The organism is uncultured Kordia sp. (assembly GCF_947489565.1).
Classification (GTDB): domain Bacteria; phylum Bacteroidota; class Bacteroidia; order Flavobacteriales; family Flavobacteriaceae; genus Kordia.
Genome location: NZ_CANLEA010000002.1, coordinates 1 through 25,778 on the forward strand (window position 1 = coordinate 1; position 25,778 = coordinate 25,778).

Below are 25,778 nucleotides of genomic sequence, written 5' to 3' on the forward strand. Positions count from 1 at the left end.
CGATCAAAAAGCGAAGCGATCAAAAAGCGAAGCGATCAAAAAGCGAAGCGATCAAAAAGCGAAGCGATCAAAAAGCATCTAGCCATTAAAAAAGTTTAAGGGTTTATAAGTTTAAGGGTTTACGTATTCAAACCAAAACAGAAAACAAATTAACCTGCTACCAAAATACTAAAAGATGAAGTCGTGTCTAAAAATCTAAAAGGCATAGCCGATCTAACAGCAAAGCGGTCTAAAATCTAATAGCGCTAGCGACCTTATCAAGGTGCCGGATTCGGAATACTATTATGAATTTCATTGATGCCGTCAATCACTTCTTGTGACAATTCCACATCAATACTTGCTATATTCTCTTTAAGCTGCTCCATTTTTGAAGCTCCAATTATATTTCCTGTAACAAACGGCTGCTGATTGATAAATGCCAATGACATTTGCGCCAAACTTAATCCGTGCTTTTTCGCTAAATCATAGTATTGTTGCGTTGCTTCGGTTGCTTCTTTTCCACTGTAACGTGCAAATCTTGGAAATAAGGTCAATCTTGAACCTTCAGGAAGATTTCCACCTAAATATTTTCCAGAAAGCACACCAAATCCAAGTGGCGAATAGGCCATTAAACCAATACCTTCACGCATGGAAACTTCTGCCAAACTGGTTTCAAAACTTCTACATAATAATGAATATGCATTTTGAATGGTAACCATTCTTGGCAATCCTTTTTTAGATTCTTCCAAATAACGCATGGTTCCCCAAGGCGTTTCGTTTGAGATTCCTACTTGACGAATTTTCCCTTCTTTTATTAAACCATCTAACGCGTGTAAACTTTCGTTGAAATTATCTTGCCAAGGATCATTTGGATTATGTTTATAATCGCGTTGTCCAAAGAAGTTCGCTTGGCGTTCTGGCCAGTGCAATTGATATAAATCTAAATAATCGGTTTGTAAACGTTGTAAACTATTTTCTACTGCATCTTTGATTGCTTCTGGACTAAATCCGTTAGTTCTAATATGTGCTGTATAATCGCCTGGACCAGCAATTTTAGATGCCAATACGACTTTATCTCTGTTTCCAGTTTTTTTAAACCACGTTCCTATAATGCGTTCTGTCTCCGCATAAGTTTCTGCCGTTGCTGGCACAGGATACAATTCGGCTGTATCAAAAAAGTTAACACCTTGTTCAAAGGCATAATCCATTTGCTCATGACCTTCGGCTTCGGTATTTTGATTTCCCCAAGTCATAGTTCCTAAGCATATTTTACTGACTTTTATATCAGTATGCGGAATTTTTGTGTACTTCATTTTCTTTTCTTTTTCGGTTTTTTTATGATGTTGAATTAAGGATAGAGCATCTCCACTGCGCTCAATATGACACGCAGGAATGAGATCCCGACTTCCGATTTGTCGTTGGGAATGCCAAAAAACTACACTTCCACCTCAACTAAAATTGGGCAATGATCTGAATGTTTAGCTTCGGGCAAAATGGTTGCTCTGGTAATGTTGTCTTTTAACGGTTCGCTCACCATATTGTAGTCAATACGCCAACCTTTATTATTGGCACGCGAATTGGCACGGTAACTCCACCAACTGTAATGATGTGGCTCTTTATTTAAGTGACGAAACGAGTCGATGAATCCGCTATCAATAAAACTTCCAATCCAAGCACGTTCTTCAGGTAAGAATCCTGAAACACCTTTCATTTTTGGGTTGTGAATATCGATTTCTTCATGACAAATATTGTAATCGCCACAAACCACCAAGTTTGGAATTTCTTTTCTTAAGTTCGTCAAATATTCTTTGATATCGTCCATATACTGAAACTTGAAACTCAAACGCGCATCATTGGTTCCCGATGGCAAATACATGCTCATGACCGAGATATTATCATAATCGACACGCAAATTACGACCTTCAAAATCCATCGTTTCAATGCCAGTTCCGAATTCTACGTGGTTTGGCTTTTCTTTGCAAAGAACTGCCACGCCACTATAGCCTTTTTTTTGTGCGCTAAACCAGTAGTGATATGGATAGCCAGCTTGTTCAAAAGCTTCTAAATCGAGTTGTTCTTTTTGTGCTTTGGTTTCTTGAATACAGATTACATCTGGATTGGCTTGTTGCAACCATTCTAAGAATCCTTTTTTAATGGCAGCACGAATTCCATTTACGTTATAAGATATTATTTTCACGCTTCTATTTTTTATTTCTTGAAGTGAATCAGAAAAAAGCGTATTTCGGGATCGCTTTTATTCCTCTTCGTTATCGTTTAGCCTACGTTCTAGTTCTGCTTGGAATTCCTCCATCACAGGTTTCACGGTACTTTCTGGAAGATCCGCAATACGTATATACATTAAACCATCGACTGCATTATTAAACAACGGATCTACATTAAACGCAATTACTTTTGCATTTTGCTTTACGTACTTTTTAATCAGCACAGGCATACGTAAACTTCCTGGTTCTATTTCGTCAATGATTCTATCAAACTTGATTAAGTCCGCTTTTGTTTCATCAAAAATAAAGTCTTTATCAGCATCTTTCAACTTTACTTTAAATTCTTTTTTTGGATGAATGTACTGTGCAATGTATGGATCGTAGTAATGCGATTTCATAAACTCAATCATCAATGACTTGGAGAAATTTGAAAACTTATTACTAATACTTACACCACCAATTAGATATTTATGTTCTGGATAACGCAATGTTGTGTGCACAATTCCTTTCCACAATAAGAACAGTGGCATTGGTTTTTGCTGGTATTCTTTGATGATGAATGCTCTTCCCATTTCAATGGATTGACTCATCATTTTATGCAATTCTGGTTCAAAGCGAAACAAATCTTGCGTATAAAAACCGTTGATTCCGTGGTTTGCATAAATCTGACTTCCTAAGCCCATTCTATATGCTCCAGCCAATTTTTTTGCTTCACTATCCCACAAAAACATGTGATGATAGTAATAGTCAAATTTATCTAAATCGATTGCTTTGTTAGTTCCTTCACCGATTTCGCGAAACGTAATTTCACGAAGTCTTCCCATTTCACGCAATACATTCGGAATTTCTTCAGCTTCAGCTAAAAATACTTGATAGTTTTTACTAGTCAACAAATGATGTTTTTTAGACAAGCTTTCAACTTCTTTTTGAATTACCTCCGCAGAAACTGGTGTAATAATTTCTTTTGGTGGTTTTGGAATTTTTAAAGATGTTGGCACTTTACTTAACAGATTTTGCTTCTCATACGTATTGGACAACATGTATGTTTTTTTACGAAGAAACTCTGTGAATTCTGTTAAGTTTTCGTATTCATTTTGTGCTTTTACAGAAATTGGCTTTCCGATTCGCACTTTAATGACTCTATTTTTTTGTGTTAATAATTCCGAAGGTAATTTAGCAGTTCGCAAAGTGTCACTAATTCTAGCTAGCCTGTAAAAGAAACGGCTGTTTTTTGCATGAAAATATATTGGCACTACAGGAACTTTCGCTTTTTGCACCAATTTCATAGCTGCTTCTTCCCAAGGTTTATCTACAATTAGTTTTCCATCTTTATAAGTTGAAACTTCACCTGCTGGAAAAATCCCTAATGGTTTTCCTTCACGCAAGTGCATGATGGATTGTTTAAAACCTGCCAAACTTGATTTTGCTCCTTTGTGATCTTCAAAAGGATTCACTGGCATTACATATGGCTTTAATGGATCAACTCGGTGCAATAGGAAATTTGCAATGATTTTATAATCTGGTCGCTGTTCTACCATTAGTTTTAGCAACAAAATCCCATCAATTCCACCAAGTGGATGATTTGAAATTGTAACATACGCACCATCTTTGGGAAGACGCTTTAAGTCTTCCTCTGGAATTTCAAATTTAATCTTATACTCATCTAGTAATGCATTTAGAAATTCTAAATCATCAAGATGTTTATGTTTGTCATAAATTTTATTCACATCAGAGATACGCAACACTTTCATCAGAATCCAACTTACGAAGGTTCCGATAAAGCCATATTTATCTAATTTGACAGCTTTTGCAACTTCTTTAGCAGTTACCAATCCCATATATCCATTTTAAGGCGAATTACAAATATAGCAAAACAACCTTAATATATTTTATTTATTTTACAACTAGTTGAATCGTTTGTTCTGCACGCTGTTCTAACAGAATTTCTTTCTCTTTTTGCAATCCTTCAATCGCTGATTCTGTAAAGTGTCGTATTGTATACAGCGACACGTTTTCATAATGTGTTACTTTAAATTTTGAACGCAGTGTTTTGAGTAATTTTTCTAAATTGTTAAACTTATTATCTACACATACCGAAAAACTAATCGCAGAGTTTTGAATTACATCTACTTTCATCTTGCAATCGTGTAATAATTTAAAAATTTCGCTGATATTATTTTCTACGATAAATGAAAAATCTAAGGAAGAAAGTGAAATCAATACTTGATTCTTTTTTACAATAAAACACGGAATGTTTGGCGTGATTCCAACACCTTTTGCTACCGCAGTTCCAGCACCTTTTGGGTTTAAAAACGATTTTACATACAACGGAATTTCTTTACGCTGTAATGGTTGCAATGTTTTTGGGTGAATTACAGATGCTCCGTAAAATGCTAATTCAATAGCTTCTCTGTAAGAAATATTGTGTAATAATTGCGCATTTTCAAAATAGCGCGGATCTGCATTTAATACACCAGGCACATCTTTCCAAATGGTTACGCTTTCCGCATTTAAACAGTACGCAAAAATAGCTGCTGTATAATCGGAACCTTCTCGCCCAAGTGTTGTTGTAAAATTATTCGGGTCGCTTCCAATAAAACCTTGTGAAATATTGAGTTTGTTACGATTTACGTTGCGTTTGATGTTTTCCTGCGTTAATTCCCAATCAACTTTTGCATCACGGTAATTCGTGTCGGTTTTAATCATCTCACGCACATCTAACCATGTATTTTCAATGGAAATACTATTTAAATACGCGCTCACAATTGTGGTAGAAATCAATTCTCCAAACGAAACCAACTGATCATACACATAATCATAATCTGGAGATTTATTTCGCCCCAAAAAGCCTTGCATTTCCTCAAAAAACTTTTTTACTTTTCCAAAGATTGGATGACTTTCATTTGGAAATAATTCCAATAGAATTTCATTGTGATATTTTGCAATTTCCTGAATAGATGCTTGCAATTCTTTACTTTCTTCAAAGTAGTTTTTGATCACAACTTCTATGGCATTGGTTGTTTTTCCCATAGCAGAAATCACAATTAATGTGTTGTCATAGCCAACTTCTTGCAATACGTTGACCAAATTTTTGACTCCATTGGCATCTTTTACAGATGCGCCACCAAATTTGAATATTTTCATAACAAAATTTTATTTTGTTGTTCCCACAAAAGCGGGAATCAGTTTTCTTTTTTAGATCAATTTGTTTTTATAGCACTTCTCGATACTATTTTCTATCTATTTTCGACTGCGCTCAATATGACAGAAAATCACTCGAAGTGACAATTATGCTTCGTTGTATATCTCAAAACATCTGATCGAGTGGCGAATCTATGATTCGTTGTATCGAGATCTGCTTGAAATTTATAATAGTGATTTTAAAGAAACAGATTGCCGCGTCGTATACTCCTCGCAATGACGTTTCCAAAATCTCACTACTCAATACTTATATCTAACATCTAATTTTATTTCCAAGCACTTCTCGACTGCGCTCGAAGTGACATTTAAAATTCAGCATTCAACATAGACAATCTTCCTTATCGTTTCGCTAAATAATTTTCAATTCCTTGTTCGTCTAATTGCACCACATGCCAATCGCGCATGACGTTGGCACCAATATGTTCATAAAATTCAATCGCTGGTGTATTCCAATCCAATACTTCCCAGCCAATTCTTTTTACGCCTAAATCGTTTCCAAACTCAATAACTTTCTGCAATAATGCGCCTCCAACTCCTTTACCACGTGCTTTTTCACTCACAATTAAATCTTCTAAATGCAAGACTTCTCCTTTCCATGTAGAGTATCGCATGTATACCAATGCAATTCCTACTACTTCTTCGGTCGTTTCTGCAACAAAACAATGAAATTTTGGAACGGCTCCAAAACCATCTTTCCGCAACATTTCTGGCGTTGTAATAACTGCTTCTGGTTCTTTTTCAAAAATTGCTAATTCATTAATTAGTTGAAAGATAGCATCAACATCTGTGGCAACGGCTTTTCGGATGGTAAAGTTCATAGGTTTCAAAATATTTACACAAAGGTAACAAGGCAAAAATTATAATTTTTACGAAAACGTTATAGTTTTACAAAATTATCGATATTTGTGATCTGAGAAACAAAGTAGACAAAATGGCTAAAAAAAATCAAACCTTAGGAGAATTTATTATTGAAAATCAATCAGAGTTCAAATATTCTTCTGGAGAACTTTCCCGATTAATTAACTCTATCCGATTGGCAGCAAAAGTGGTGAATCATGAAGTGAACAAAGCTGGATTGGTAGATATCATCGGTGCAGCCGGCGAAACAAACATTCAAGGAGAAGATCAGCAAAAGTTAGATGTATATGCCAATGATAAGTTTATACAAACTTTGAGCAATCGAAATATTGTCTGCGGAATTGGTTCTGAAGAAAACGATGATTTTATCGAGATTAATAGTTTAGATGAAAACAATCAGAATAAATATGTGGTCTTGATGGATCCTTTAGATGGCTCTTCTAATATTGATGTAAATGTTTCTGTGGGAACTATTTTTTCTGTGTACAGAAGAATTACACCTGTAGGAACACCTGTAAAAATTGAAGATTTTCTGCAAGAAGGAAATCAGCAAGTTGCCGCTGGTTATGTAATTTACGGAACCTCTACAATGTTGGTATATACTACAGGACATGGTGTAAATGGTTTTACCTTAAATCCAGCTATTGGAACCTTCTATTTATCGCATCCAAATATGCAATTTCCAGAAACTGGACGTATTTATTCTATCAACGAAGGTAATTATGCACATTTTCCACAAGGTGTAAAAGATTATATCAAGTATTGCCAAGAAGAAAAAGAAGATCGACCATATACTTCACGTTATATTGGTTCATTAGTGTCTGATTTTCATAGAAACTTAATTAAAGGTGGAATTTACATTTATCCACAAACTTCCAAAGCACCAAGCGGAAAACTCCGTTTATTGTATGAATGCAACCCAATGGCTTTCCTTGCTGAACAAGCGAATGGCTTGGCTTCAGACGGTTTTCAACGCATTATGGACATCAAACCAACAGAGCTTCACCAACGTGTTCCAATTTTCTGCGGAAGTCGAAAAATGGTAGAAAAAGCAAAGGAGTTTATGAAGAACTCGTAGGAAACGCAGTCACTTTCCTAAAAATTATTACTTTTGTGTGAAACCCTAGAACAATAAAATACTTCTAAATGGCAACAAAAGGTAAAAATACCAACGATGCTGATCAAACAAATCCGAGCATTTCAGATCCATCTACTAAGATTGAAGCAATAAAGAATTTAATTTTTGGAGAAAATATTCAGGAGTATAATTCTGAGTTCGACAATATTAAAAATGACATTCTTGCCAAAAAGCAAGCGCTGGAAAACTTAATTGAAGAAGTGCGTTCAGAATTGATCCAAAATATAGACAATCTGAGCACTGACTTAAATATTCGCATTACTGAATTGGAATCCAACATGGAGAATAAGTTGGACGATTTGAATGAGAAAAAAGTAGATCGCAGACAATTAGGTCAATTACTTATCAATCTTGGAGAAAAGATAGGAAAAGAGTAAAACTCAACGTATTTTCCATGTGTATTTATGACGGAAGCTGATAAATTAACGTTATTAAAAGATTTATTACTCACGGACGATCGTGCGTATGCGGAATCGATACACAATAAAATCAGAGCGCTCGAGCAGATTATAAATGAGCAAAAAAAGCTTTCGAATAAAGTTGATCCAATCATAGATGAAAGGTTAGAGGAGTTTATTGAGGAAATTCCAGAAACACTTGGACCAACCATTACAGAAGCATTAGCTGAGCAGATTAAAAATTCCAAAGATCAAGTTGTAGAAGCATTGTATCCAATTATGGGTAAAATGATTAAAAAGTATATTTCGCAAGAAATTAGCTTACTTTCGGAACGTATCAACAAACAATTGGAAGATAGTTTCTCTACAAAAAGCTGGAAACGAAAGTTTAAATCTTGGTTTGGTGGCGTTAAAGAAGAAGAATTATTGCTTAGTGAATTGACTGCTATTTCTAAGGTAGAACAAGTACTGGTTATTGAAAAAAATTCGGGACTTCTTATTGGACAATATGCCAAAACCGAAACGATTGATAAGGATATGGTCTCTGGAATGCTAACAGCTATTAAAAGTTTTGTGGAAGATGCCTTTCAAGGGAAAAGTCAAAACTTAGAACTGATTGAGTACGAATTATATCACATTCATATTCAGAGCTTTGTATCTTTTTACGTCGCAGTTGCTATTTCTGGAGAATATAATCTTATATTTAAGAACAAATTACAAGATATAATCTTTAATTTTACAGACAACTTCTTAAATTTATTTAACGATTTAAGTGAAATTAAAGAAGAAGACATTACTAACGAATTAGAATTCTACTTTAGTACGAATGAAGAAAGCCTCTAAAAAAATAATTCTATTAGGTCACTTTGGTGTCGGAAAATCTTCATTGATTCGACAATTTGTGGAGAACACTTTTACAAGTGATTATAAAGTTACCATTGGAGTTCACATCTTAAAAAAGGAAGTTGAAATTTCGCCAGACGAAACCATTTCACTTATTATTTGGGATTTGGAAGGATATGATGATATTAAAAAAACACGTGCATCGTATTTACTAGGAACGCACGGATTTATTTATGTATTTGATGTGACTCGCCCTGCAACTTTTGAAAATTTAGAAAATGACATTGCTTACCTCACCGATCAATATGCAAATACGCCACTAAAAGTTGTTGGAAACAAAGCAGACTTAGTGACAAAAACGTATTTAAAAGAAAATAAAGACATGTTTGGTGTGGCGCCTGACTTTTTTACAAGTGCAAAAACAGGTGATAAAGTAGACGATATGTTCACCGCACTTGCTAAAGAACTTGTGAAATAATTATGATGTTAGAAACGTATAGAGGAACCTATTTTCATCCTAGAACACAGTTTATAACGATTGATACTTCTGGAAATGTATTAGAAAGCGATAATGTTCTCTTTGCGCTGAAAAAAGGAGATGATATTAGCTCAGTAAGTGGATTTTTTGAAGGACTTGCTTCTTATTTTGATGCCAATGAAGACAATGATATTAAGTTTACGTGTATTCATTTAGAAAATAAAGAGCAAAGAGAATATACCTGTGATATAGAGTTTAAAACCTTTGCAAACGATCAACCTGCACTTGTCATTATTCATGACTTTTCCGATCATTATAAATATTACCAAGAAGTAGCGCAAAGCAGAAACGAATCAGTCATTAATTCGCAAATATTAGAACTCAAAAATAAATATCTTAAAGAAAAAGAAGACTTTAAAAATACTTTCATTGCCAATTTTAGTCATGAATTACGCAATCCGTTAACAGGTGTTACAGCATTTTGTTCCGTATTGCAAAAAACGGACATGACTTTGGAACAGCAAGATTATGTTGAAGTCATAAAATCTTCGGCAGATCATTTAAAAAATATGATTGGCGACATCTTGGAAGTGTCTAAAATTGAAGTTGGAAAACTTTCCTTGAATGAAGAATTATTCGATTTCCACGAACTCATAGAAATGTTAGAGTTTACCTATAGTGTAAAAGCAAAACAAAAAAATATTGAGTTTGAAATTGAGTTTGACGAGAAAATTCCAAGATATATTGAAAGTGATAAAACACGCATCAAACAGGTTTTAGAAAATTTAATCGAAAATGCGCTAAAGTTTACTTTATCTGGAAAAATTACGGTTTCTATAAAACAGAATCAACGCAGAGCTCGAAAAGTAAACTTAAATATCAGTGTACAAGATACTGGAATTGGAATTCCAGAAGAAAAGTTAGAGGTAATTTTCAATAGCTTTACACAACTGAACAACGCACAAAAGTTTATAGGTACTGGACTTGGTTTATCTATCGTAAAAGGATTGGTAGAATTATTGGAAGGTAAAATTACCGTAGAAAGTAAAGTAAAAGCAGGTTCTACCTTTAAAATAAATATCAACTTAAAATATCCGATCAACCAAGAATCTACTTCTTTGGAAAGGAAATCAGATATTGAACGAAAAAACTATTTATCAAAAGAAAAATACAACATCTTACTTGCTGAAGATTCAGAATTGGCACAAATGGCCGTATTGAAAATATTAGCACAAGAAGGTAATTTCTTTTTAGATATTATTACCAATGGCGAAGATGTTATTGAAAGTGTCATTCATAACGAATACGACCTAATTTTAATGGACATTCGCATGCCAGGTACACATGGAGATGAATTGACAAAAATGATTCGCTCATTACCTGTACAAAACTGTAAAACCATTCCGATTTTAGCATTGACCGCAAATTTATACGATACCGATAAAAAGCGCTACAAGAAAATGGGAATGACCGACATCATTGAAAAACCGTTTGACGAAAGCACACTATTAAAGAAGATTTATAAGTATTTGAAATAAAAAAAACCGAGCTATAAACTAACTCGGTTTTTTTATATCGTGAAATCGTTTTAAAATTAACGATTCATATTTTTGATTTCATCTTTAAAATCGTCTGCATCTACGCCTTTGCTCACTAACATTAATGCTTTATGAACTACGTACGCAACATTTTCAGGAGAAAACCCTAAACCAATTCCCAAACGTTCTAAAATAACGGTTTGTTTTGGTCCTAACTCATGATCAGCATACACCATTCTCGACAAATCATACAAACGCTCTAAACGTTCGTTGTACATTGTTGGTGGATTAATTGGATGCGATTTGTAATCTTTTAGAATCTCTTTGTAATTACTTTCAGAGATATCTAAATTTCTTGCCATTCTATCTAAAAACGCTTTTTCATCGTCTGTAATAACATCATCACTCATCGCTATGCGAACGATTGCTGCAAAATGACTTTGATTTCTTTTACGAAATCCACTTGAATATAAATCTGATATAGACATTTCTTAATTTTTAGTGCTGCAAATATAGTTATTCTCTCGTCTTTTTATGCAAAATTTTAGCTTGATTTTATATGCTTTCTGATGAGTTCAGTATATTTGCATCTAAATTTTTATCACCGTGAGTATATCCAAAATCTCGCAGCACTTTTCACAGTCTCCCGAACTTGGGAAATTGAGGCAAGCTATTGCCAAAAATCAAGAAAAGATACATGTAAAAGGAACTACAGGTTCTAGTTTATCGTTCATTATTTCAGAAGCATACAAGCAAAGTGAAATGCCTTTTCTTTTTATTTTAGATGATAAGGAAGAAGCTGCTTATTACTTAAATGACTTAGAATTTTTACTCAACGATAAAGATGTACTTTTTTATCCGGGAAGTTACCGCAGACCCTATCAAATTGAAGAAACAGACAATGCCAATGTATTGCTTCGTGCAGAAGTTTTGAACCGAATCAATTCGCGCAGAAAACCTTCGTTGATTGTTACTTATCCGGATGCACTTTTTGAAAAGGTAGTGACACGAAAAGAACTCGAAAAAAACACACTCAAAGTTTCACTGAACGATAAATTATCCATCGATTTTGTGAATGAAACCCTGTTTGAATACAATTTTAATCGTGTAGATTTTGTCACAGAACCTGGCGAATTTTCAGTTCGTGGAGGAATTGTAGATGTATATTCATTCTCCAATGATGAACCGTATAGAATTGAGTTTTTCGGCGACGAAGTAGATAGTTTACGAACATTTGATGTAGAAACACAATTATCTACCGAAAAGGTAAAAAAAATCAGCATTATTCCGAATGTAGAAAATAAAGCCTTGCAAGAATCTCGCGAAAGCTTTTTAAAATACATTCCTGGAAAAACGATTGTATTTGCCAAAAACACAGAATTATTGTTAGGGCGAATTGATAAGTTATTTGGAAAAGCCACAACCGCTTTTGCAGAATTATCTGAAGACATCAAACACAATACGCCAGAAGAATTATTCTGTACAAAAGCATTATTACAACGTCAATTTTTAGAATATACGATTGTAGAATTGACCACAAATCCGCTATTAAAAGCAGATACATTTATCAATTTTAATACAACGCCACAACCTTCTTTCAATCGTCAATTTGATTTGCTGATTGAAAATTTAGATGAAAATCACGAAAAAGGATATACCAATTATATTACTTGCACCAGTGAACAACAAGCAAAACGTTTTGATGATATTTTTAAAGATGTAGAACAAAAAGTACATTATGAAACGGTTGTGCTTCCACTCTATCAAGGTTTTGCAGATCATCAACAAAAAATTATTTGTTATACAGATCACCAAATCTTTGAGCGTTATCATAAATTCCATTTAAAGAATGGATACGCCAAAAAGCAAGCAATTACTCTAAAAGAACTGACCAATTTAGAAGTTGGCGATTATGTAACACATATTGATCACGGAATTGGAAAGTTTGGCGGATTGAAAAAGATTGATGTTGAAGGAAAGAAGCAAGAAGCGATCAAATTGATTTATGGCGAACGCGATATTTTGTATTTGAGCATTCACTCGCTACACAAAATTTCTAAATTCAACGGAAAAGACGGAAAACCTCCAAAAATATACAAATTAGGTTCTGGCGCTTGGAAAAAACTCAAGCAAAAAACCAAAGCTCGCGTGAAGCATATTGCTTATAATTTAATTGAATTGTACGCAAAGCGCCGCATGCAAAAAGGAATTCAGTACGGACCTGATACGCATCTGCAACATGAGCTTGAAGCTTCTTTTATTTATGAAGATACGCCCGATCAGTCGAAAGCAACTCGCGATGTAAAAGAAGACATGGAAAGCGAACGTCCCATGGACAGATTGGTGTGTGGTGATGTTGGTTTTGGAAAAACAGAAGTTGCCATAAGAGCTGCTTTTAAAGCGGTAGACAACGGAAAACAAGTTGCTATTTTGGTTCCGACTACGATTTTAGCATTTCAGCATTTTAAGACCTTTAGCGAGCGTTTAGAAGATATGCCAATTACTGTTGACTATCTAAATCGTTTCCGATCTACAAAACAGCGCAATGAAGTTTTAAAAGGATTGGAAGCTGGAACTGTTGATATTGTTATTGGAACGCATCAATTGGTAAATAAAGCGGTAAAATTTAAAGATCTTGGTTTGCTGATTGTCGATGAAGAACAAAAGTTTGGAGTTGCTGTAAAAGACAAGTTAAAAACCATTAAAGAAAATGTAGATACGTTAACGCTGACTGCAACACCAATTCCGAGAACGCTACAATTTAGTTTGATGGCTGCCCGCGATTTATCAGTGATTACTACGCCACCACCAAACCGTTATCCGATTGAAACACACGTTATTCGTTTTCAAGAAGAAACCATTCGCGATGCGGTGAGTTATGAAATTCAACGTGGTGGACAAGTGTTTTTTATTCACAATCGTATTGAAAACATCAAAGAAGTTGCCGGAATGATTCAGCGTTTGGTGCCCGATGCCAAAATTGGAATTGGTCATGGACAAATGGAAGGAAAGAAACTGGAAAAACTCATGCTTGCCTTTATGAATGGAGAGTTTGATGTGTTGGTTTCTACCACAATTATTGAAAGCGGTTTGGATGTTCCGAATGCGAATACTATTTTTATTAATAATGCCAATAATTTTGGATTGAGCGATTTACATCAGATGCGAGGTCGCGTTGGACGAAGCAATAAAAAAGCGTTTTGTTATTTTATTACGCCGCCAGATTCTGTGATGACACAAGATGCGCGCAAACGTATCAATGCACTCGTACAATTTTCTACCTTGGGAAGCGGATTTAATATTGCCATGAAAGATTTGGAAATTCGTGGTGCAGGAGATTTATTAGGTGGCGAGCAAAGCGGATTCATTAATGAAATTGGATTTGACACGTATCAAAAAATACTAAACGAAACCATTGAAGAACTCAAGGAAAATGAGTTTAAAGAGTTGTATGAAACACAGCAAAGCAAGAAAGAAAAAGTATTCTTAAAAGAAACACAGATTGACTCTGATTTTGAATTGCTATTCCCTGATGCATATATCAACACCGTTTCAGAACGCTTGGTGTTGTACAACAAATTGAGTGAACTCAAAACGGAAGAAGAATTACATACTTATGAAAAAGAGCTAATTGACAGATTTGGTCCGTTGCCAGCGCCTGCGGTTGCCTTATTGGATTCGGTTCGTATCAAATGGATTGCGACGCGATTTGGTTTGGAAAAAATCATTATGAAAAAAGGAAAAATGGTCGGTTATTTTATTGCCGATCAGCAGTCTGAATTTTATCAAAGTTCGGCTTTTACAAGCATTTTACAGTTTGTTCAACACAATTCATCGATTTGTAAGATGAAAGAGAAACAAACTCGAAATGGTTTGCGCTTATTGCTTACTTTTGAGCAAATTACCTCAGCAAAGAAAGCATTGAATGCCTTAGAAAAAATAGTGTAATTTGTTTTGGCTCAATTATTGAATTCATTTAAGTGAATTCTTCAAGAAAACTAAAAAAAAGAATATCATGATAAAAAAATTACTTTGTATTCTCATCTTGATTCCAATGTGCATGCAAGCACAGAAAGTCATGTCAGGTACATTTTCTCCAGCCGAAAAATTCGAATGGTTTATCATTTATAAATTAAAAACAACGCATCAAGCATACATAGATAATGGAAAGATTGTCGATGGAAAACTGAGCTATACTTTTAAGCCAGAAGTCGAAAAAGGTATGTATCGTTTGGTGTATGGATTGCCACAAGAATCTGAAAATTTCGATTTTATTTATAGTGGCGATGAAGAGATTGTGTTTACATTTAATGAAGGAATACTGGATTTTGCTGTTTCTAAAGAAAATAAATTGCACACATCTTATTTCCAAAACATAAACGAGGCAAAACGTTTGATCAATTCATTTTACCAAAGCGGAAGTACTAATGAAGCTGAGTTTCTAGAAGTATTTAATACTATTAAAACACTTCAGGAAACATTTGAAAAGGAAGCCGCAGGAACCATTGCGTATGAATTTATCAAGGCAAGTCGCACATATATGCCAACGACATACGAGAAACCACAAGTGATGGTTAACAACATTAAGAAACACTATTTTGACGATGTAGATTTTTCGAATCCAGTATTGCAAAACTCAGATTTTATTGCTGATAAAATGTCAAATTATGTCTTTACTGCCTTACCATTAAAAGAACTTACTGGAGAAGAATTGACCAGTGAATACAAAAAGAATATTGCCACGATTGTAGCAAAAATTAAATCTGTTCCTAATGATTATCAAAAATCATTACTCAACGTATTGTGGGAACAAATGACTGTAGTAGAAAATCAAGAGATTGCGATTCATATTGGAGACGAATATTTAATGCCTTTAGCAAAAGAGTTGAATGATAAAGTATTGGTTGAAAAACTAGCCGTGTATAAACGTTTAGCCTTTGGTGAAGTTGCTCCCGATTTTTCTTGGGTAAAAGATAACAAGACTCAAAAATTAAGCGAATTAGACGAAGCGGAGAACTATATCATTGTATTTTGGAGTAGTACATGTTCGCATTGTTTAGAGGAAATGCCAAAACTCAAAACTTTTGTCAACGCTCAAGAAAAAGGAAAGTTTAAAGTGATTGCTATTGGCTTGGAAGATGAGCGCGCAAGTTGGGCAGATGAGAGTTCATTTTATCCAGATTTCATTCACGTTTTAGGATTGCAAAAGTGGGATAATGAAATTGGAAACATGTATGATGTAAGTGCTACGCCAACTTTCTTTGTATTAAATAAAGACAAACGCATTATCGGAAAACCGTATGGTGTAAAAGAATTGATAGAATTTTACACGGAAGAATAAGAAATATTATAACATAAAAAAAGGTTGTATACGATGTGTACAACCTTTTTTTATGTATTATAAATTAGCAGCCAAAACTTTCTATACATTGTCCTGTATCTCCTCCACAATCTGCATTCATTGTTCTTGTTTTTGTTCCACCTTTTATAGCGTCTATATATTCAAATTTGGCGATTTGTAATTTGTTTAGGTTGAATGTTTTCTTCTTTTGAGTTTTCATAAATTAATTTTTTAAGTTATTTATTAAATGATACTATGATTATTGAATCATGCATCAATAAATCTGCCATAACATAAAAAAAACAGAAAAGGTATATTACTTTTCTGTTTTTCAGGTTATTTCTTATGGTAATAAAGTTTTATGGACGACAAACGGTGTCTGTAGCTTGATTTTGACTTCCATTATTATTAGGGTCAATACTGTCTGCTTGACAAGTACATGGATTACCAGGTTGTGTCATTGGCAATGTACGTGTATCAGGATCACATGGCACAGGACATGTATGTTCATATGTAGGACATGCAACCTGAGTTGCGCCTGATTGTTGCGTATTATTACATGGGTTTGAATTGGTACCACCTTTTAACCAAAAGGCATCCAAACTTGCAACTTTAAACTTACGCAGTTTTAGGGATTTTTTCTTTTCTCTCATTTTTGATAATTTTTAAATGTTAATGTTAATATGATTGTCTAAAGGCAATTTGTATCTTGACTATGCGTAGGATTGATACCATTACAAGCTTCTGAACAAGGATTTCCGGGTTGTGTCATTGCTTTCGTTCTTGTAGGATCATTACCGCAAGCTGCAGGACATGTATATTCATCCGTATTGCATGTAAATACTGTTGGCTCTGATTGTTGAGTATTGTTACAAGGATTTGAATTTGTTCCTCCTTTAAGCCATGAAGCATGTAAACTTGCAACTTTAAACTTACGCAGTTTTAGGGATTTTTTCTTTTCTCTCATCTATGATAATTTTTAATTTTTTGAATGTAAATATGAATGTTTAAGGCTTAACAATTAACTCCAGTATTTTGGCTACCATTATGAGTTAGATCAATACCATTAACTGCACAAGCATCCGAACAAGGATTTCCGGGTTGTGTTATTGCTTTCGTTCTTGTAGGGTCAGTACCACAAGCTGCAGGACACGTGTATTCATCCGTATTGCATGTGAATATTGTTGGCTCTGATTGTTGTGAACCTGTATTACCTGTATGTTGGCAAGGATTCGAATTTGTGCCTCCTTTAAGCCATGAAGCATGCAAACTTGCGATTTTAAATTTCCGCAGTTTTAGAGGTTTTTTCTTTTCTCTCATTTTAAATAATTTTAATTTATTGAATGTTCTCAAAACTAAGAATTCAATTATAATATCTATTGAAAATCAATTGTTTGAAAACTACAATTCACTGAATTATTGTTTTTTTACTGCATTTTCCCTTACTTTTTTTATAAAATAAGAGGGTTTTAATCCCGTTTTCTTTTGAAAAGCTCTTGAAAATCCTTCTGGATTTGAAAATCCAATTTCCTCTGCAATGGCACGAATGGTATATTTTTGATACTTGCTATCTGTTTGCACATGATTTACTAAATAATCAATTCGTAGATCATTGATATACGTAGTAAAATTTTTCTCCTTATATGTATTTACAATCTTAGATAAGTATTTCGAATTTGTGTTTACAATTTTAGCAACATCTTTCAATGAGATTTGATTGGTGAGAAAAGCTTCTCCTTTTTCAAAGACATCTAATGATTGTAAAACTTCGTTCACTATTGCAGAATCTATTCCTAAAGAAACTGCTTGTGGTATTACATTTTGTGCAATGATTTCTTCTTCAATACTACTCGACTGAGGTTTTTCCATTATTTCATTATAACGTTGCTCATATTTCTTTTTCAATCTGTAATTGAAGATAAATCCTATCAACATCAACACACAAAATATAATGCTTGAAATAGTGATCCATTTATTCTTTTGAAGAATCGTTAAATTTTCTTCTTTTAATTCATCAATCAATTCGTTTCTTTCTGCTTCATATTTAGGTGTATCATACTTTTTAAATATGTTAGAAGAGAGATATTTATAATTTGAATGAATCACTTTGTTTACCTCCAACATCTGCGTTGTGTAGTACAATTGCTGTTCCTTATCTTGTTCCAACTTCGCTTCATCTATCAAATAAACATAAGCATCTCTTAATGGCGGCAATAGATCATTTGTATTTCTAAAAATTGTATCAACCTTTTTAAAGTAATACAATGCTTTTTCTTTTTTCCCTATTGCATAATAACTTTTCCCTAAATAAAAATTAGCAATTCCTTTATCTACTTCTTCTAAATGTGGATATCCTTTTTGAATACTATCAATAGAAGAACTATAGTCGCCTTTCACACTTAGATTTATTCCTTCATTTACTACAAAATGATAGTAAAAATTAAGAAGGTTATGTTCTTTAGACAGCTTAATTCCTTTTGCGTTAATCGCTGTGCATTTTGTATTATTTTCAGATTCATAATACAAAGAAGACAATTGAAATAAGGTTTGTACATAAGGAGTAATATTAAAATCTTCTTTAGATTCTAATCGCACTAAAACTTCATTAAATAATTTTTCAGAGGCTTCGTATTCGCCGAGTAAACGCTTTAAAAACCCAATATTATATTTTGCCGCAAAAATGTAACGTCCTGATTTATGCTTTTCTGCTAATGAATCTGCAACTAAGTAATTGTCTAAAGCTTTATAATAATCACCTTTCAAATCTTGAGAAGCTCCTCTAAATATATAAAGCATCATTAGAAATTCTGCTTCACCTTTGATACTTTCAGTATTTGTAATGGCACTATCTATATAAGCAATTCTGTTTTTCAACACTTGTGCCCTATAGGCCACTAAGTAATATCCTTTTCCGACAAAACGCTTTTCTCCTTTTTTTTGCGCTTTCTTCAAATAATCGGCTGCCATTGTTTTTCCTTGCTCAGGAGTTATGGTCGTATCATTTAGTTGTTTTTGCAACAGCTGAAACTCCTCTTGTAAGTCTTCTTGTTTTTGCGCAAATACCGTAGTTCCAATAAAAAATAACAATACAAGTAGTACAATCTTTTTCATATTAAGGGAAGTGTTTAAAACAAATATAGGTGAAAAGTAGTATGGAATTGTTCCCTTTAATTGCAAGTTTTACGACAATTCAATGAATTGTAGCTAAAAATCAGTGTGTTTTTATATGTTTAATACCCATTTTACATAGAAAAGGCAGAAAAGTACTGATACTTTTCTGCCTTTTCTGCTTTTTATCGTATTTATTATAAACCTGGAAGTCTACAATCTGATACGTCTTCATCGGTTAAAAACTCTCCTTTAGTACAGTCACTTGCGTGGTAACGTTCTGATACACGGCAAGTATATTCATCAACTGTTGGAGTTGGTTGGTGAGTTTCTGTGTGCACACATGGGTTACTATTTGTTCCACCAACAACTCCTTTAACTTGTAAATTTGCTATTTTGAACTTTCTGAATTTCAATACTTTTTTGTTTTCTCTCATCTTATAATAATTTTTAAAATTTTTGAATGTGTTCAAACATAGATATTCAAAATAAAAAAACGATTAAAAAAAACGCTGAAGAATCCTTAATTCCGCGAATTAAGGATTCTTTTGCTCGCTTTCACGCACTTTTTTGATGAAATAAGAAGGTTTGAGACCAATCTTTTTTTGAAATGCTCTAGAAAAACTTTCAGAATTTGTGAATCCAATTTCTTCTGCCGTAGCCCGAATCGTATATTTTTGATACTTAGTATTGTGCTGGATATGATTCACTAAATAGTCGATTCGTAAGTCATTTATATACGTTGCAAAGTTCTTGTCTTTGTATACATTAATTATTTTCGATAGATATTTAGAATTGGTTTTTACAATTTTTGCTACATCCTTTAAACTAATTTGTTTGGTAAGATAAGCTTCTCCTTTCTCAAATATTTGTAGATTTTTTAAAACATCTTCAACAATGTCTTCATCTATCCCAACAGCCAAAATAGGTTTTAAATTTGTGTCTTTTACCGTAATTTCTTCCTCAATAATTGCTTTTGATGACTTCATAACAGCATTATATCGCTTTTCATATACTTTTTTCAAACGATAGTAATACAACAATCCTCCAAGTGCCAAAACACTAATTAAAATACTGATAAGAATTGTATGTTTTTTGTCTTCAACTACTTGTTCATTTTCTTTTCTTAGTTCTTCAATGGTATCATCTCGCTCTGACACGTACCTTGGAATATCATATTTTTTTACAATTGTATTTAAAAGATACTTGTAGTTTTTATCAAGAATACTATCTATTTTCAATAATTGATTTGTGTAATATAATTGTGACTCTTTATCATTTCGACGTTTACTATCATTAATCAAATATTCGTATGCTCCTATTAATGGAGGATACAAATCATTTGTCTGATTAAAAGTTGTGTCTACTTTTTTAAAATAATTAAGTCCTTTTTCTTTTTCTCCTAATAAAAAATAACTTCTTCCCAAGTAAAAATCAGCTACTTGTTGATCGCTTGTTGGTAAATATTGATATCCTTTTTCTAAACTATCAATAGAAGCTTGATACTCTCCTTTTACATTTAGATTGATCCCTTCATTTACCACAAAAGAATAATATTTCTTTTCATCACCTAGCGTTTTAGCCAATTGAATTCCTTCTACATTAATCAGACTACATTTTTCTACTTGCGCTGTTTCATAATAAATAGAAGACAATTGAAACAACGTCTTTAGATAAGATTTTTGATTGATGTCTTTTGAAGATTTCTCATGCTGTTTACACTCAAGAAATAAGGCTTCTGCTTCTTTATATTCTCCCAAAAAGCGTTTTAATAAAGCAATATTGTATTTTATATAATATTGAGAACTAAGATCATTTTTGAATTTGGCTACTGATTCTGCCAATACGAAATAATCCAAAGCTTGTTCATAGTCGTTTGATCCAGATAATAAAAATCCTTTAAACATATATGCCTGCACTGGAAAAACAGGATCACTTTTTACGTCTTTTGTAGCATAAATAGTACTATCTAAATATTGAAGTTTTTCCTTTTTATCAGTATTCCTAATTGTAAACAAGTAATAACCTCTTCCAATAAAACGTTTCTCACCACTTTTTTTCGCTTTCTTCAAATAATCTTTCGCAAGTGTTTTGATTGTTTCAGAATTGATACTTGTATCTCTAAGTTTTATTTTTAATGTATTAAACTCTTTCAATAAATCTTCTTGCTTTTGCGCAAATACAGTAGTTCCAATCAAAAATAAAAATACATACAGGAGTAACTTTCTCATAAATCAGGAAATATTTCTAACAAATATAACCGAAAAGCATATTGGATATACAGTTTTCCATAGCTAGTTTTCTCGCAATTCACGGAATTCAAGGCGAAATTCAAGGAATCGTGGTTTGCTTTAATTGACTGGTAATCAATTTAATCATTGTTTTGTTCTTGTGAGTAGTTCACAACAAATAAATATAACTCAAAATATTATTATTATGAAAAAACAAAATCTTAAATCGTTAAAGTTAAACAAGAAATCAATTTCATCTTTTAACTCTTCAACTATCCACGGAGGAAGTGGTGCTTGTACTATAGAATCAGTATTAATATGTGATGAAGATGATTCAGCAGGTTCAGTTGTAGTAACTTTTATTTCTTGGTGCCGCGCATGTAGATAATATTTTAAAAATGTCTTTCTATGATAGACTGTGGTTAAAAAAGAACACATTTTAGATTTGCGCAACTATCTGAAAGACAGATTTATTTATTACACACTTAATTAAATCTTAAACACGAATATTATGAAAAAACAAAATTTAAAAAGCTTAAATCTTAAGAAGAAATCTATTGCTGCATTTCATATAATTGGAGGCGCAGCAGATGATGCAAAATCAACACATGGACCTTGTCTTGAAACTTGTTGCAAATGTCCTGTGAAAAAATCTAAGCGACCAAATCCTTGTCACTATTAAAAAGATCTTAAAGAAATTCATTGTAACATGACTTTCTCTCTATGTATAGGCATTATTGAAACAATTTTGAATGTATTGTTTTACTAAATTACCAACCCTGTACATAATAAAATCCCGCTCTCTGATAGGAGCGGGATTTCTCGTAAAACTAAAATTACGTAAAGAGTTTGTTAATTTCAAATCTGATAAATCTTTTTTTCTTTCGAAAATAGCCCTAAGATTTATCTACCTACTAAACAGAAATTGTCAATTCTTCCACGCAAACTTTTATATATCATATATCACTGCTTCTATAAACAGTTTCGTTTCTAATATTCAATACTTATACTGGCATATACTATTCGTAAAAAAATAGCATAAAATACCTGTATCGATACTTATCATCGAAATCTATATATAGTCTTCTTAATTGATTCTCTAACAGAATCTATAATAAAGTGGGCGTTAGGGGTAACGTATAGTGTAGCTAATACACTTTCTGCTTTATGAATTATAAAAATAGTTGGCTAAACTCTTCTTATATAAATCTAAAATAGTGAAAATATATTTCTACTTAAACAAATTTCTGAATTAATATTGAAGTTCTTTAGCGTAAAAATACCTGTTTTTTAATCAGATACGTACGCTTGTAAGATTTTCAACATGTGTATTAAAGTGATTTCAAGTTTTTAATTACGGTAAATGCTTTATCTACCTGTTCATCGTTCACTAAAATAGTGAATTCGTTCGTGGTAGAAATCACTTCATAGATATTGACACCTTCCCAAGACAATCTTTGAAAGATGAAATAATAAATTCCTGGTACGTTTACATTGTCTTTTGGAAGCTTAACCGTAATTGAAGATAGATTTTCTTGTTTTTCGAGTAAAATTTCATTCTTAAAAATCTTTCCTACCAATTCAGCAACTTCATTACTTACTACAATATTGGATTCGTTTACTCCTCGTGATGATGTATAAAAAACGGTATTCAAGCTTTCTATTTCAGACATAAATGCTGCCTGACTCTTCAATAACGTTTCCGATACTTTAAATGTATAATCGTTTAAGGAAGAACGAACGGTAATTTCACCAATATTGCGAACAAATTTTAATACACGATGCGTCACACGAAATTCTAATTCCGATGACAATCTTTTTAAAGCCATTACAATAGCTCCATTTTTCACTTCTTTTCCTAACTGATGTTCTATTTCAGGTTTGATCAATCGTGATAAAGAGGTTAAATTGATGATTCCTTGTGATAAGGCGCTTGATAAAAATGGCTTAGTTTTTATATATTCTTCTACAATCGATGAAATTGTCTTCATTTAGTCTATTATTTTAGTAGACTACAAAAGTACGAACCGAAAAGTTCTTTTCAAAACAATTTGTTATAATTACAACAGTATTTTTTAAAAATGATAAAATGCGTCTTCTATGTGATTTATTGTGACATCACTTTTTTGCATTAAAATAGCAATAATGTCAAAACGCACTTCCACATCTAAATCGTTGTCATTGACATAATTATCTATCGCTTTTACCAATAAATTAATTTTCTTTTTGTTGACAAACTCTTCAGGATTCCCAAAATGATCCGAAGTTCTTGTTTTTACTTCTACAACAGCAAGTGTGTCATTTTTTTGTGCAATGATATCTACTTCTGCCTTTTGAAACCGATAATTTGTCTCCAAAACCTCGTATCCCTTACTTTTAAGATGGTTAACAGCTAGTTTTTCGCCTTCAATTCCTAATTCATTATGTGTTGCCATGAACTCGTTTGTAAATTTTTCATATAAAATACGTATCTTAATCAGGAAAATCAACAATAGCCACCTGAATATCTACATACCTGTATCAATTTTTGTGATGATAAAGCATTGCAAATCATCCATCATATTTGCTACATTGGTACTTAAATAACCGAAACAATATGGAAGCAAAATACGATCATATTGGAAAAGGATACAACGACACCCGAAAAGCCGATCCTTTTATAGTAGAACGACTCCTGTATCACTTAAATCCAATCCATAAAGGTTGGTATTTAGATATTGGCTGCGGCACAGGAAATTATACTTCAAAACTTCACAATAAGGAAACAACATTTATAGGTGTAGATCCTTCTCAAAAAATGCTTGACAAAGCAAAAATAAATCATCCAGAAATTACTTGGAAACTTGGAACTGCCGAAAATATTCCAACAGAAAGTAATAGTATTGAAGGTGTTATTGGAACACTGACGTTACATCATTGGAACGATTTGCAAAAAGGGTTTTCAGAATTATTTCGCGTAATGAAAAATTATACAAATATTGTATTCTTCACGGCAACGCCCGAACAAATGAAAGGCTATTGGCTAAATCATTATTTCCCTAAAATGATGGAAGACTCTATGCAACAAATGCCATCGTTAGAAAAAATAAGCAAAGCGATGGAAGCTGCTGGTTTTAAAGATATTTTTACAGAAAGATACTTTATTCAACCCGATTTGAAAGATCATTTTTTATATGTTGGAAAACAAAATCCGAGCATGTATTTAGACGCAACGATTCGCAACGGAATTTCTTCATTCTCACACTTAGCACATCAAGATGAAGTGCAAAAAGGATTGGCACAACTTGAAAAAGATATTGCTTCTGGAGAAATTAAAAATATCATCAAATCATACGAAAATCGTACTGGCGATTACCTTTTCTTGCTAAGTCAAAAAGAAAGTTAAAAACTGAGTTTTACTTCTGAAGCGACTTCCAATTGTGCTTTTTTTCCAAAAATCAAAGCGCGATTGTCATTTACATGTCCTGCTGGAAAATCGAAACATATTGGGAAATCATATTCTGAAGTAACATCCAAAATAATTTCATGCGGATTTTTCCCAAACGGAATCGAATTATCATGCATATCTGTCATTCCTCCAACAATTAATCCCGACAAACCTTCAAAATACTTGTTGTGTTTCAAATTCATCATCATTCGGTCAACATGATACAGATATTCATCCAAATCTTCTAAAAACAAAATTTTCCCCGTAGTATCCAACGACAATTTTGAACCTGTCATACTGTACAACATGCTCAAGTTTCCGCCAATAAGTTCGCCGGTTGCTTTTCCTTTTTTATTATAATTTACAGTTGGAATCTTATACTGTAAGCTTTCGCCAAAAAGTACTTTTCGTAAACTCTCTAAAGATGCTGTACTATTTTTTGAAACATTAATAGGCATCGTGGCGTGTGTTGTTTCAAACTGTAATTGTTGTCCTATAGCATGTAAAACGGTAATATCAGAATAGCCAATAATCCATTTTGGTTTTTGAATGAATCTTGAAAAATCTAAATGATCTATGATACGAATGGTTCCATAGCCGCCGCGAGCACACCAAATTGCATCAATACTATCATCATCCATAAATTGTTGAAAATTCATAGCACGTGTCATGTCATCACCAGCAAACTGGTTTTCTTCAAGATCGATTGTTGTTCCAAGAACAACTTTCAAATCCCAACTGTGTAGTAGCTCAATAGCAGCTTCTATCTCTGCAATAGAGATTTTTCGCGCTGTCGACAAAATACCTACAGTTGCGCCTTTGTGTAGTGGTTTCGGTTGGTTCATATATTAAAAGTAATAGAAAAAATATAGTCCATAGATTTCGAGAAAAACAAAATTCATTTTTAGATTATCTGCAAAAATCATCGTTCTTGTGATAGTTCACAGAATTATTACTGCTGAAATCTTTAAAATTTGTGGCGTAAATACGTATTTTTGCACGTTAAATACACGGTT

At 33.1% G+C, this 25,778-nt stretch carries 26 protein-coding genes; 10 read left to right on the plus strand and 16 right to left on the minus strand.

Annotated elements, in window-relative coordinates; translation table 11 throughout:
- Nucleotides 1-257 precede the first annotated feature (257 nt).
- The 5 genes from Q0845_RS02770 to Q0845_RS02790 all read right to left on the minus strand — a co-directional run bounded on the left by Q0845_RS02770 (nt 258) and on the right by Q0845_RS02790 (nt 6,220).
- The gene (locus Q0845_RS02770) at nt 258-1,292 is read right to left on the minus strand and encodes an NADP(H)-dependent aldo-keto reductase (RefSeq protein WP_298508786.1); all 1,035 of its coding nucleotides are present in this window, start codon (nt 1,290-1,292) and stop codon (nt 258-260) included.
- Between the two features lie 122 nt (nt 1,293-1,414).
- Nucleotides 1,415-2,176: an exodeoxyribonuclease III gene (locus tag Q0845_RS02775; protein ID WP_298508790.1), complete on the minus strand. Its 762-nt coding sequence runs from the start codon at nt 2,174-2,176 to the stop codon at nt 1,415-1,417.
- 57 nt (nt 2,177-2,233) lie between these two features.
- A complete protein-coding gene (locus Q0845_RS02780; RefSeq protein WP_298508793.1) occupies nt 2,234-4,039 on the minus strand; it encodes a GNAT family N-acyltransferase in 1,806 nt (601 codons plus the stop codon).
- Between the two features lie 55 nt (nt 4,040-4,094).
- Entirely contained in the window at nt 4,095-5,345 is a 1,251-nt protein-coding gene (locus Q0845_RS02785; protein WP_298508796.1) for an aspartate kinase, read from the minus strand.
- 395 nt (nt 5,346-5,740) lie between these two features.
- On the minus strand, nt 5,741-6,220 hold the full coding sequence (locus tag Q0845_RS02790) for a GNAT family N-acetyltransferase (RefSeq protein ID WP_298508799.1): 480 nt from the start codon (nt 6,218-6,220) through the stop codon (nt 5,741-5,743).
- A 113-nt stretch (nt 6,221-6,333) separates the two neighbouring features.
- Between Q0845_RS02790 and fbp the strand changes: the two genes are divergently transcribed.
- From fbp to Q0845_RS02815, 5 genes are all read left to right on the plus strand, one after another.
- On the plus strand, nt 6,334-7,338 hold the full coding sequence (fbp, locus tag Q0845_RS02795; RefSeq protein ID WP_298508801.1) for a class 1 fructose-bisphosphatase: 1,005 nt from the start codon (nt 6,334-6,336) through the stop codon (nt 7,336-7,338).
- A gap of 68 nt (nt 7,339-7,406) precedes the next feature.
- A complete protein-coding gene (locus Q0845_RS02800) occupies nt 7,407-7,775 on the plus strand; it encodes a fructose 1,6-bisphosphatase (protein ID WP_298508804.1) in 369 nt (122 codons plus the stop codon).
- Nucleotides 7,776-7,802: 27 nt separating this feature from the next.
- A complete protein-coding gene (locus Q0845_RS02805) occupies nt 7,803-8,639 on the plus strand; it encodes a cell envelope biogenesis protein OmpA (RefSeq protein ID WP_298508807.1) in 837 nt (278 codons plus the stop codon).
- Entirely contained in the window at nt 8,623-9,117 is a 495-nt protein-coding gene (locus tag Q0845_RS02810) for a Rab family GTPase (protein WP_298508809.1), read from the plus strand. The genes Q0845_RS02805 and Q0845_RS02810 overlap by 17 nt, the downstream gene beginning before the upstream one ends.
- 2 nt (nt 9,118-9,119) lie before the next feature.
- Nucleotides 9,120-10,655, plus strand: coding sequence for an ATP-binding protein (locus Q0845_RS02815; protein ID WP_298508811.1), 1,536 nt, complete (start codon nt 9,120-9,122; stop codon nt 10,653-10,655).
- Between the two features lie 56 nt (nt 10,656-10,711).
- Here the strand turns inward: Q0845_RS02815 and Q0845_RS02820 are convergent, their stop codons facing one another.
- Nucleotides 10,712-11,143 carry a TerB family tellurite resistance protein gene (locus Q0845_RS02820; RefSeq protein ID WP_298508813.1) on the minus strand — a complete coding sequence of 144 codons (432 nt, stop codon included), beginning with the start codon at nt 11,141-11,143 and terminating at the stop codon, nt 10,712-10,714.
- 118 nt (nt 11,144-11,261) lie between these two features.
- Between Q0845_RS02820 and mfd the strand changes: the two genes are divergently transcribed.
- Together mfd and Q0845_RS02830 are read left to right on the plus strand one after the other, a co-directional pair.
- Nucleotides 11,262-14,603, plus strand: coding sequence for a transcription-repair coupling factor (gene mfd / locus Q0845_RS02825; protein ID WP_298508816.1), 3,342 nt, complete (start codon nt 11,262-11,264; stop codon nt 14,601-14,603).
- A gap of 67 nt (nt 14,604-14,670) precedes the next feature.
- Nucleotides 14,671-15,996 (plus strand): TlpA disulfide reductase family protein, encoded by a 1,326-nt coding sequence (locus Q0845_RS02830; protein WP_298508819.1) that lies wholly within the window; start codon nt 14,671-14,673, stop codon nt 15,994-15,996.
- Nucleotides 15,997-16,060: 64 nt separating this feature from the next.
- On the opposite strand, the gene Q0845_RS02835 is transcribed toward Q0845_RS02830, so the two are convergent.
- The 7 genes from Q0845_RS02835 to Q0845_RS02865 form a co-directional block, all read right to left on the minus strand.
- On the minus strand, nt 16,061-16,216 hold the full coding sequence (locus Q0845_RS02835; protein ID WP_298508822.1) for a hypothetical protein: 156 nt from the start codon (nt 16,214-16,216) through the stop codon (nt 16,061-16,063).
- Between the two features lie 139 nt (nt 16,217-16,355).
- Nucleotides 16,356-16,649: a hypothetical protein gene (locus Q0845_RS02840; RefSeq protein WP_298508826.1), complete on the minus strand. Its 294-nt coding sequence runs from the start codon at nt 16,647-16,649 to the stop codon at nt 16,356-16,358.
- 38 nt (nt 16,650-16,687) lie between these two features.
- Entirely contained in the window at nt 16,688-16,963 is a 276-nt protein-coding gene (locus Q0845_RS02845) for a hypothetical protein (RefSeq protein ID WP_298508828.1), read from the minus strand.
- A 47-nt stretch (nt 16,964-17,010) separates the two neighbouring features.
- Nucleotides 17,011-17,316 carry a hypothetical protein gene (locus Q0845_RS02850; protein WP_298508831.1) on the minus strand — a complete coding sequence of 102 codons (306 nt, stop codon included), beginning with the start codon at nt 17,314-17,316 and terminating at the stop codon, nt 17,011-17,013.
- A gap of 96 nt (nt 17,317-17,412) precedes the next feature.
- The gene (locus tag Q0845_RS02855) at nt 17,413-19,107 is read right to left on the minus strand and encodes an AraC family transcriptional regulator (RefSeq protein WP_298508835.1); all 1,695 of its coding nucleotides are present in this window, start codon (nt 19,105-19,107) and stop codon (nt 17,413-17,415) included.
- 194 nt (nt 19,108-19,301) lie between these two features.
- A complete protein-coding gene (locus Q0845_RS02860) occupies nt 19,302-19,541 on the minus strand; it encodes a hypothetical protein (RefSeq protein ID WP_298508838.1) in 240 nt (79 codons plus the stop codon).
- 99 nt (nt 19,542-19,640) lie between these two features.
- Nucleotides 19,641-21,335, minus strand: coding sequence for a helix-turn-helix domain-containing protein (locus Q0845_RS02865; RefSeq protein WP_298508841.1), 1,695 nt, complete (start codon nt 21,333-21,335; stop codon nt 19,641-19,643).
- 205 nt (nt 21,336-21,540) lie between these two features.
- Here Q0845_RS02865 and Q0845_RS02870 point away from each other — a divergent pair, with 205 nt between their 5' ends.
- Both Q0845_RS02870 and Q0845_RS02875 read left to right on the plus strand, forming a co-directional pair.
- Nucleotides 21,541-21,723, plus strand: coding sequence for a hypothetical protein (locus Q0845_RS02870; RefSeq protein ID WP_298508844.1), 183 nt, complete (start codon nt 21,541-21,543; stop codon nt 21,721-21,723).
- A 123-nt stretch (nt 21,724-21,846) separates the two neighbouring features.
- On the plus strand, nt 21,847-22,017 hold the full coding sequence (locus tag Q0845_RS02875; protein WP_298508847.1) for a hypothetical protein: 171 nt from the start codon (nt 21,847-21,849) through the stop codon (nt 22,015-22,017).
- A gap of 649 nt (nt 22,018-22,666) precedes the next feature.
- Here the strand turns inward: Q0845_RS02875 and Q0845_RS02880 are convergent.
- Nucleotides 22,667-23,326, minus strand: a complete 660-nt coding sequence (locus Q0845_RS02880; protein WP_298508850.1) for an aspartate kinase — start codon at nt 23,324-23,326, stop codon at nt 22,667-22,669.
- Nucleotides 23,327-23,410: 84 nt separating this feature from the next.
- A complete protein-coding gene (locus Q0845_RS02885; protein WP_298508853.1) occupies nt 23,411-23,770 on the minus strand; it encodes a YraN family protein in 360 nt (119 codons plus the stop codon).
- 161 nt (nt 23,771-23,931) lie between these two features.
- On the opposite strand from Q0845_RS02885, the gene Q0845_RS02890 reads away from it, so the two are divergent.
- Complete coding sequence (locus Q0845_RS02890) at nt 23,932-24,720, plus strand: class I SAM-dependent methyltransferase (protein ID WP_298508856.1); 789 nt, start codon at nt 23,932-23,934, stop codon at nt 24,718-24,720.
- On the opposite strand, the gene Q0845_RS02895 is transcribed toward Q0845_RS02890, so the two are convergent.
- A complete protein-coding gene (locus tag Q0845_RS02895) occupies nt 24,717-25,607 on the minus strand; it encodes an LD-carboxypeptidase (protein WP_298508859.1) in 891 nt (296 codons plus the stop codon). The two genes, Q0845_RS02890 and Q0845_RS02895, sit on opposite strands and share 4 nt — an antisense overlap.
- Between the last annotated feature and the right edge of the window lie 171 nt (nt 25,608-25,778).

Bases quoted from the DNA above. Each gene is read 5' to 3' on its own strand.
- Q0845_RS02875 (WP_298508847.1), top strand. From the start codon at position 21,847: ATGAAAAAACAAAATTTAAAAAGCTTAAATCTTAAGAAGAAATCTATT.
- Q0845_RS02790 (WP_298508799.1), bottom strand. From the start codon at position 6,220: ATGAACTTTACCATCCGAAAAGCCGTTGCCACAGATGTTGATGCTATC.
- Q0845_RS02835 (WP_298508822.1), bottom strand. From the start codon at position 16,216: ATGAAAACTCAAAAGAAGAAAACATTCAACCTAAACAAATTACAAATC.
- Q0845_RS02895 (WP_298508859.1), bottom strand. From the start codon at position 25,607: ATGAACCAACCGAAACCACTACACAAAGGCGCAACTGTAGGTATTTTG.
- Q0845_RS02770 (WP_298508786.1), bottom strand. From the start codon at position 1,292: ATGAAGTACACAAAAATTCCGCATACTGATATAAAAGTCAGTAAAATA.
- Q0845_RS02810 (WP_298508809.1), top strand. From the start codon at position 8,623: ATGAAGAAAGCCTCTAAAAAAATAATTCTATTAGGTCACTTTGGTGTC.
- Q0845_RS02850 (WP_298508831.1), bottom strand. From the start codon at position 17,316: ATGAGAGAAAAGAAAAAACCTCTAAAACTGCGGAAATTTAAAATCGCA.
- Q0845_RS02885 (WP_298508853.1), bottom strand. From the start codon at position 23,770: ATGGCAACACATAATGAATTAGGAATTGAAGGCGAAAAACTAGCTGTT.
- fbp (WP_298508801.1), top strand. From the start codon at position 6,334: ATGGCTAAAAAAAATCAAACCTTAGGAGAATTTATTATTGAAAATCAA.
- Q0845_RS02845 (WP_298508828.1), bottom strand. From the start codon at position 16,963: ATGAGAGAAAAGAAAAAATCCCTAAAACTGCGTAAGTTTAAAGTTGCA.
- Q0845_RS02805 (WP_298508807.1), top strand. From the start codon at position 7,803: ATGACGGAAGCTGATAAATTAACGTTATTAAAAGATTTATTACTCACG.
- Q0845_RS02865 (WP_298508841.1), bottom strand. From the start codon at position 21,335: ATGAGAAAGTTACTCCTGTATGTATTTTTATTTTTGATTGGAACTACT.
- Q0845_RS02820 (WP_298508813.1), bottom strand. From the start codon at position 11,143: ATGTCTATATCAGATTTATATTCAAGTGGATTTCGTAAAAGAAATCAA.
- Q0845_RS02890 (WP_298508856.1), top strand. From the start codon at position 23,932: ATGGAAGCAAAATACGATCATATTGGAAAAGGATACAACGACACCCGA.
- Q0845_RS02800 (WP_298508804.1), top strand. From the start codon at position 7,407: ATGGCAACAAAAGGTAAAAATACCAACGATGCTGATCAAACAAATCCG.
- Q0845_RS02785 (WP_298508796.1), bottom strand. From the start codon at position 5,345: ATGAAAATATTCAAATTTGGTGGCGCATCTGTAAAAGATGCCAATGGA.
- Q0845_RS02860 (WP_298508838.1), bottom strand. From the start codon at position 19,541: ATGAGAGAAAACAAAAAAGTATTGAAATTCAGAAAGTTCAAAATAGCA.
- Q0845_RS02870 (WP_298508844.1), top strand. From the start codon at position 21,541: ATGAAAAAACAAAATCTTAAATCGTTAAAGTTAAACAAGAAATCAATT.
- Q0845_RS02840 (WP_298508826.1), bottom strand. From the start codon at position 16,649: ATGAGAGAAAAGAAAAAATCCCTAAAACTGCGTAAGTTTAAAGTTGCA.
- Q0845_RS02815 (WP_298508811.1), top strand. From the start codon at position 9,120: ATGATGTTAGAAACGTATAGAGGAACCTATTTTCATCCTAGAACACAG.
- Q0845_RS02780 (WP_298508793.1), bottom strand. From the start codon at position 4,039: ATGGGATTGGTAACTGCTAAAGAAGTTGCAAAAGCTGTCAAATTAGAT.
- Q0845_RS02880 (WP_298508850.1), bottom strand. From the start codon at position 23,326: ATGAAGACAATTTCATCGATTGTAGAAGAATATATAAAAACTAAGCCA.
- Q0845_RS02855 (WP_298508835.1), bottom strand. From the start codon at position 19,107: ATGAAAAAGATTGTACTACTTGTATTGTTATTTTTTATTGGAACTACG.
- Q0845_RS02830 (WP_298508819.1), top strand. From the start codon at position 14,671: ATGATAAAAAAATTACTTTGTATTCTCATCTTGATTCCAATGTGCATG.